Source organism: Acetobacter sicerae, assembly GCF_011516765.1.
GTDB lineage: Bacteria > Pseudomonadota > Alphaproteobacteria > Acetobacterales > Acetobacteraceae > Acetobacter > Acetobacter sicerae.
This window is the reverse complement of the sequence record NZ_JAAABN010000006.1, coordinates 241,879-248,749: the sequence shown is the minus strand read 5'-3', so window position 1 is coordinate 248,749 and position 6,871 is coordinate 241,879. Positions and strand designations below refer to the sequence as shown.

Here is a 6,871-nt window from a genome sequence, read left to right as displayed (position 1 = left end):
GCATCTGGTCGAAAAACTGTGGGCAAGGCTCAAGGAGTGGCGGGCTGTCGCGACCCGATATGAGAAAACCGCCGCATCCTTCCTCTCCGTCATCCTCATCGCTGCTACAGCGGACTATATCAAGACCTAACAGGCCCTAGAATTGTTGCTCGACGGGCGATCCGTCGTCAAGGTTGACCTGAACCTGCCCTTTCTCGTTCAAGCGCTCCAAACTTCAGTTGGGAAAGACGCGAACGCGCGCAGCACGTCCGCGACCGTAGCGCAGATGCACGACCTTTTGTCGCGGATCGATCCTCGTAGCGTCGAATATCTAAAAGCCATTGCTAAAAACACTGACGGAGCCATAACGTGGAAAAATATGCGCTCAATCTTCGGCATTGAGAAAGAAGACGATTGGCCAGCTTACTCTGGGTCATTCGGTAAGGGTATCACCCGTGCGTATCGAAAAATCATCGGCGATCAGACGGCGAAGCTGGTGTGGTGGAACGAAGCTGACTGGGAGGAAGTAGATTGGAACGACGACATGTGCGCGGTCTTTGTCGACGGCCCGGCTCTCGACGCTCTTCGTGCTGCGATAGGCGATCATTGACCTACCCGTGCAAATTTAACATGAGTGGAATTGCTCAGGTGGTGTAGCGCTCCCGCTCATTTGTCGCCCTCTGTCAGAAGTGGACGTTCACCGTCGTTTCTATGAACGTCTACTTCGTTTCCATTTCGATTCATTTAACAATGTCAGCTTTCGAGTAGCTATCACAGTTGTCCAGATGTTTACCATGGAGGCGAAAGCTGTCATGTTTTTCTATAATTATGATTTATGTGAAAATTTTCTCATTGCTTCACATAAAGAAACACCAAGTAATTCTGTGGAATATAACGAACTTAGCAGGACTTATTCCTGTAAAGCCACGCATAAAGCGACGGCAGAACCAGCAGCGTCAGCATCGTGCAGGATACAAGCCCACCGATCACAACCGTCGCCAGTGGTTTTTCAACCTCCGCACCTTCGCTCATGGAGAACGCCATGGGGAAGAAGCCCAGACAGGCGACCGTCGCCGTGGCCATGACAGGCCGGAAGCGTTCACGAACAGCCTCGACAGCAGCGTCAAAAGGAAGGAATCCTTCCTTTCTCAGGTCGTGGATATAAGACACCAGCACGAGACCGTTCATGGTGGCCACACCAAACAAAGCGATAAAGCCGATGCCGGCGGAAATGCTGAACGGCATGCCACGGAAATAGAGTGCGAGAATACCACCCGTTGCGGCGAACGGCAGATTGACGAACACAAGCGCCGCCAGTCCCAGTTGTCCAAGCGCCATCATGAGCAGAAGGAAGATCAGCCCCAGCATGATCGGCACCACGATTTCAAGACGGGCCACGGCTGTCTGGAGATTTCTGAACTGGCCATTCCATTCCATGCGATAGCCCGGAGCCAGTTTGATGTTCTTCGCTACCGCGTCCTGAGCGGCCTTGACGAAAGAACTCAGATCCCGTCCGCGAACATTGGCCTGCACCATGGTGCGGCGGAGCCCCTGATCGCGGCGTATCGTCGGCGGTCCATCCGTCAGCACGATATGCGCGACCTGAGAGAGATTGACGGTGCGGTCGTCGCGCGTGATGACGGGGAGGGTTCGGATATCTTCAATATTTTCCCGAGCATCTTCCGCAAAGCGTACCTCTGTAGGGATCAGCGCGTCATCGACGGAAACGGGCGGACCAAAGTGACCGCCCAATGCCTCCACCACATCCATGACCGATGAGGTTTCCGTGTTGAGCCGCCCCGCCATGGTGCGATCAACGTCGATATGAAGATACGGGATGGTGCCGACATCCTGCGGCGCGACATCTGCGGCTCCGGGGACTTTGGCGACCACGTCGGATACCTGCGTCGCCAGTCGCGACAGAACGGTCATGTCCGGACCATAGATGCCGATCGCAATCTGCGAGCGCACACCGGACAGCAGGTCGTCCATGCGCATCTGGATCGGCTGGCTCCAGTTGAACAGGGAGCCGGGGTTGTTCTTCTGCAGCGCGTCGCTGAAAGCCTTGATCAGACCTTCCTGCGTGCTCGCGGTTTTCCATTCGGAATGAGGTTTGAGCAGGACATAGGTGTCACTCTGCTCGCCGCCCTGTGGATCGGTCGGGATAGCCGAGGTGCCGGTATTGCTGACGACCGTGCGCACGTCAGGAAAGGAGCGAAGTGTCTTCTCGATGGCCTGCACGGCTTTCAGGGACGCATCAAGGGAAATACCCGGCAGACGCGTTGAGGTGACGACCAGATCACCTTCCTGAAGCTGCGGGATGAACTCGCCGCCCAGACGACTGGCGACAAATACGGAAAGGATCAGGAAAATGACAGCCACTGACATGACCTGTTTTGTATGCGTCATGCAGTAGCGGGAGGCCGGCTGGAAAAGACGCCACATGAAGGCGATGAAGCGGGTGTGATGGTCTTCGTGCCTGTCCTGTGCGTGCGCGTCGGGCTTTTTGCCGCGTCCCAGAAAAACGCAGAGAGCCGGGATGCAGACCAGCGAATAAACAAGAGACGCGATCAGCGCCAGAATGACCGTTTCCGCCATGGGGGTGAACATCCGCCCTTCCACGCCCTGAAGCGTGAGGACCGGCAGATACACCATGGCGATGATAAGAACGGCGAATGTGACCGGGCGGATGACGGAGCGCACGGTGGACAGGATGGTGGTCGGGAGTGGCGTGTCATAGCGGCGTCGGTGCAGCACGTTCTCGACAATGACGAGCGAACTGTCGACGACCATGCCGAAGTCGATCGCGCCGAGGGAGAGCAGGTTGGCGGAGATGCCCAGATGCCGCATGCCGACCATGGCGGCGACAAGCGAGAAGGGGATCACGGAGATGATGACGAGAGAGGCCCGCCAGTCGCCGATCACCAGCAGCAGGACGATCAGAACCAGAATCGCGCCGAGTGAGAGGTTTTCCCTGACCGTATCGACGGTTTTTTCAGTCAGGCTTTCCCGTCCGTAATAGGGTTCCAGCGTGACGCCAATGGGCAGGGACGCCTGAATTTTCGGTAGTTCGGTCTTCAGATCGCTCAATGTCGCCCGCGCGCTCGCACCTTCGCGGAGCAGCACGACGGCGCTGACAATCTCGCCCTGTCCGTCGCGGGTGACGCCGCCCATGCGCGGACGACTGCCTTTCCGCACGACGCCAATGTCCCGCAGATGAACGACTTCACCATTCGGACCGCTGCGGACCTGCACTTCACCCAGTTCCGCGAGGTCATCGATCAGCGAACGGCCAACAATGATGTGCTGCTCGTCATTATGCTCGATCCATGCGCCGCCCGCCGCTTCATTGCCGGTATCGACGGCGTCGAAAGCATCCGAAACAGAGACGCCATAACGCCGCATGGCCATCGGATTGAGCGCGACTTCATAGGTCTCGGAAGCACCGCCGTTGATGTTGACGTCCACCACGCCGGGAACGAGGCGCAGACGCGGCACCACGTTCCAGACCATCAGGCGGTTCAAGTCTTCTAGTGACTGGTCCCGACCGCGGATCTGTAAATGCAGGATTTCGCCCATGCCGGTGGACATCGGTCCCATGTCGATGGACAGACCGTGTACGGATACGCTGTCACGGGCTTCGGGCAGGCGCTGCGAGACCAGTTCACGGGCGCGGTAGATGTCAGTGGAATCGTCGAACTGAAGGTAAAGAACGGCCACGCCGGTGCGCGACACGGAGCGCATGCTGGTCAGTCCGACTACGCCGGACAGGGCTTTCTCCACAGGCGAAGTGACGAGTTTCTCAACTTCTTCCGTCGGCAGGCCGGGCGCCTGCACGGACACCAGCACCTGACGCGGCGAAATATCCGGAACCGGTTCCACCGGCAGACTTCTGATGTCGGCCAGTCCGGCCAGCATAAGAAGTGTGACGATACAGAAAAGGAAAAGGCGCTTTTCGATCAGCCAGTGCAGAAGCTTCATATGGTCAGCCGTTGGCCTCGGCGGAAGGGGCAAGGATGGCCTGTGATTTCAGGGTGAAGCTGCCCTGTGTCACCACGGTTTCACCGCCCTTCAGACCTGCGGTGATGATGGTCTGTCCTTCGAGGGAAGGGCCGGTCTTCACGATGCGCAAGCTATAACGATGGGGAGCGGTCAGCACGAAAACGCAGGGTGATCCTGCAAATGTCTGAAGAGCCGCGCTCGGGATCAGGATGCCTTCCACCTTGTCGGAGGAAAACAGACGGGTCTTTACCAGCATGCCCGGGCGCAACTGCTGCTGTGGGTTTTCAACAAGGCTGCGGGCGAGAATATGCTGGGTTTTCGTATCGACATGACCCTCGATGACGTCAATGCGTGACGAAAGAGGGGCTTCTCCGGGCGAGAGCCAGGTCAACTGGCGATCCCCCGGGCGGATACGGGTCGCGGCGTCTTCATCGACCTGCGAGACGATCCAGACATGGGACAGATTTTCGATTTCCACCGGCGCTACACCGCTGGCAGTCATCTCCTGTCCGGTTGCGACATTGATGCTTGTGACAATGCCGCTGATCGGAGACACGACGACCGACTTGCCCGCGTCCGGATGTTCCATGCTGGACTGGTAACGTCGGATATGTTCGGCCATGGTCTGGAGTGCGGCTTCCCGACCGTGCACGAGCGCATCGGCTTCACGGAGCGCCGCGCCTCGCCGTTCCAGTTCACCCACCGAGATTGCGCCGCCCCTGAGGGTGCGGGCGCGATCATAAAGCTGGCGGGCATTCTCGCGTCTGGCGCGGGCTTCCTGCAGAGCGGCCTCTGCGGACAGGCGCTGCTGCGTGTCGTCATTGAGTGTGAAATTTTCATAGGTGAGCAGCGGCTGACCTTTGGTCACCATCTGTCCGGCGACAACCGCCACATCCAGAACGCGTCCGCTGCCGACGGGGCGGATATGCGCCACCTTCCGGGCGTCCGCGACGATATAGGCCGGAACATCCATGTGATGCGGCAGTGCTCCGGCATGGGCGACCGCCGTGTGGATATCCTCTGCGGCAAGCGCTTCGTCTGAAATCGTGACTGTCGGCAGGGACGGGGCTGCATGGGCGGAAGGCAGAAACGCGGAACCGACGAGCAGGGTGCTGAGCAGAACTGACACAAAAGAAGAGGAGAAACGCCTGTTCGTTTCGATCATGGAATATTTCCGCTCATAAGAATCATCCGGGCTATCGTGGCTCGCATGACAATGTCTGCCTGGGCGTAGCGTTCAGCGGCTGTAAGAGCAGTTCGTCTGGCACGCAGATACTCGATCACCGGGATCTCGCCGACCTGCCATGCTTCGGCGAGATCCGCGGCGCGACGATCCGAGTGGACGCGTAACTGACGGGCATGTTGGAGAATCTGGGTGGAGGTCGTCAACTGATTATGGAGCTGGCGATATTCCGCCTTGATCTGACGATGCGCCTGCGTGACGTCGCGTTCGGCACGACCGACGGCCTGAACTTCCTTCATGACCATGGGAACGTTTCTGGCTTCGCTTGGCAGCGGCACCTGAAATTCGACGCCGACCTGCGTGTCCCACGGGCTCTGATACTGTTCCTGCCGGCTGAGAATGACACCGAGCTGCGGGTTGGGCATGTAGGAGTGTCTGGCGACGGAGTAGGAGGCCTGCGCCTGTTTCAGGACGGTGTCCGCCAGTTGAACGCGTGGATCATGCTCCGGATTGAGCTGCGAGCCGATCGGACCCAGCCCCCGCCCGTCAATTCCGGACAGGTCGGGCAATGTGTCCGTGCCGGTAAGCGATTCCAGTTCAGCCCGTATGTTTTCAAGCCTCTGCCGTGACTCCGCCAGCGTGCCGTCAACGTTTTCCTTTTCGGTCACCGTCGCTTCGTAGTCGGTGCTGGAGACTTCTCCCGCGTGGAGCGCGCGTTCGACGTCCACCATGGTCTTGCCGAGCACATCGCTGACGATTTCCTGATTGCTGATGCGGGCGCTGAGGACTGAACCTTCGCTGGCGAGATCCAGAACATGCACGGCGACAGCCAGCTTCTGTACCAGCTGCTGCTGAACGGCCACCTTCTCATCGGCAAGAGCCGCTTCTTCCGTGGCGGAGCCTTGTCCCGGCAACCACAGAGGCACGCTGATCTGCCCCTGATAGGTCGTGTAACCTACTTTGCTGCCGATGAAATGGTCATCCATATACAGGCCGGAGACGGTGGGACCGTCGGGGAACCATGAGCGTGCTGCCGAGGCGCGCTTTCGTGCGGACATGGCGTCCGTCGAGATGGATTTACGGGACGGGTCCATTGTCCAGGCCGACCGGATGGCTTCGCGCAGGCTTTCTGCATGGGCAGGGAGGCCGGATGCAAAAAACAGTCCGCATATCGCCGCTGCTCCAACGCGGGGTGCGGAGAGCAGCGGAACACAAAATGCAAGACGCCTGACATACACTGGAAACAAAAAAGCCCCTCACAGAACGGCAAAGATACTGAAACAAGCATAGGATGCAGCCTGTTGCGACGAAACGCCTAAAAACATTAAAAATATTTTATATACCAGAAGAACATTACGCAATCGGTATGGAAAAGCAATCAGAGACCAAGGGTGTCCAGATATATGTTGAAGGTCAGTAAATCGGGCTTGTTGACACTTCTTCACGTCAGGGAAGCGCCGACAGGAAGAAGGACAGGGGACAGGGCATATTTTCGCCGCTATGTCGTTTCTGTGCCGGTTGGCTGATGCTCTGATGCCGGTTTGGGCTGAGGAAACAGGAACGTGACATCCTGTTCCGTGAAAGGGGTTCTTCCGATTGCTTTTCGAGGGATGCTCTCTCAGCCCTAGGTCAGAGATAAGTCACCTGAATGGTCTTCTGAAAGGAGAGGCTGACGTTCTTCGGATAATCCGCTCTCAGTAAATAGAG

General features: G+C 57.9%; 5 protein-coding genes. 2 read left to right on the top strand and 3 right to left on the bottom strand.

All coding sequences use genetic code 11. The annotated features are described in order from the left end of the window. Both GVI59_RS09190 and GVI59_RS09185 read left to right on the top strand, forming a co-directional pair. On the top strand, window positions 1-130 hold a 130-nt coding region (locus tag GVI59_RS09190), incomplete at its 5' end, for a transposase (protein WP_173573981.1). A 12-nt stretch (window positions 131-142) separates the two neighbouring features. Next, window positions 143-589 (top strand): hypothetical protein, encoded by a 447-nt coding sequence (locus tag GVI59_RS09185; RefSeq protein WP_173573980.1) that lies wholly within the window; start codon window positions 143-145, stop codon window positions 587-589. 290 nt (window positions 590-879) lie between these two features. On the opposite strand, the gene GVI59_RS09180 is transcribed toward GVI59_RS09185, so the two are convergent. From GVI59_RS09180 to GVI59_RS09170, 3 genes are read right to left on the bottom strand one after another with little or no spacing between them, the layout of a single operon-like run. Continuing rightward, window positions 880-3,960 carry an efflux RND transporter permease subunit gene (locus tag GVI59_RS09180; RefSeq protein WP_173573979.1) on the bottom strand — a complete coding sequence of 1,027 codons (3,081 nt, stop codon included), beginning with the start codon at window positions 3,958-3,960 and terminating at the stop codon, window positions 880-882. A gap of 4 nt (window positions 3,961-3,964) precedes the next feature. Beyond that, window positions 3,965-5,146, bottom strand: a complete 1,182-nt coding sequence (locus tag GVI59_RS09175) for an efflux RND transporter periplasmic adaptor subunit (protein ID WP_173573978.1) — start codon at window positions 5,144-5,146, stop codon at window positions 3,965-3,967. After that, complete coding sequence (locus GVI59_RS09170; RefSeq protein WP_338422088.1) at window positions 5,143-6,402, bottom strand: TolC family protein; 1,260 nt, start codon at window positions 6,400-6,402, stop codon at window positions 5,143-5,145. Before GVI59_RS09170 ends, GVI59_RS09175 begins: the two co-directional genes overlap by 4 nt. Between the last annotated feature and the right edge of the window lie 469 nt (window positions 6,403-6,871).

Coding starts and splice junctions, on each gene's coding strand:
- GVI59_RS09180 (WP_173573979.1), bottom strand. CDS start 3,960: ATGAAGCTTCTGCACTGGCTGATCGAAAAGCGCCTTTTCCTTTTCTGT.
- GVI59_RS09175 (WP_173573978.1), bottom strand. CDS start 5,146: ATGATCGAAACGAACAGGCGTTTCTCCTCTTCTTTTGTGTCAGTTCTG.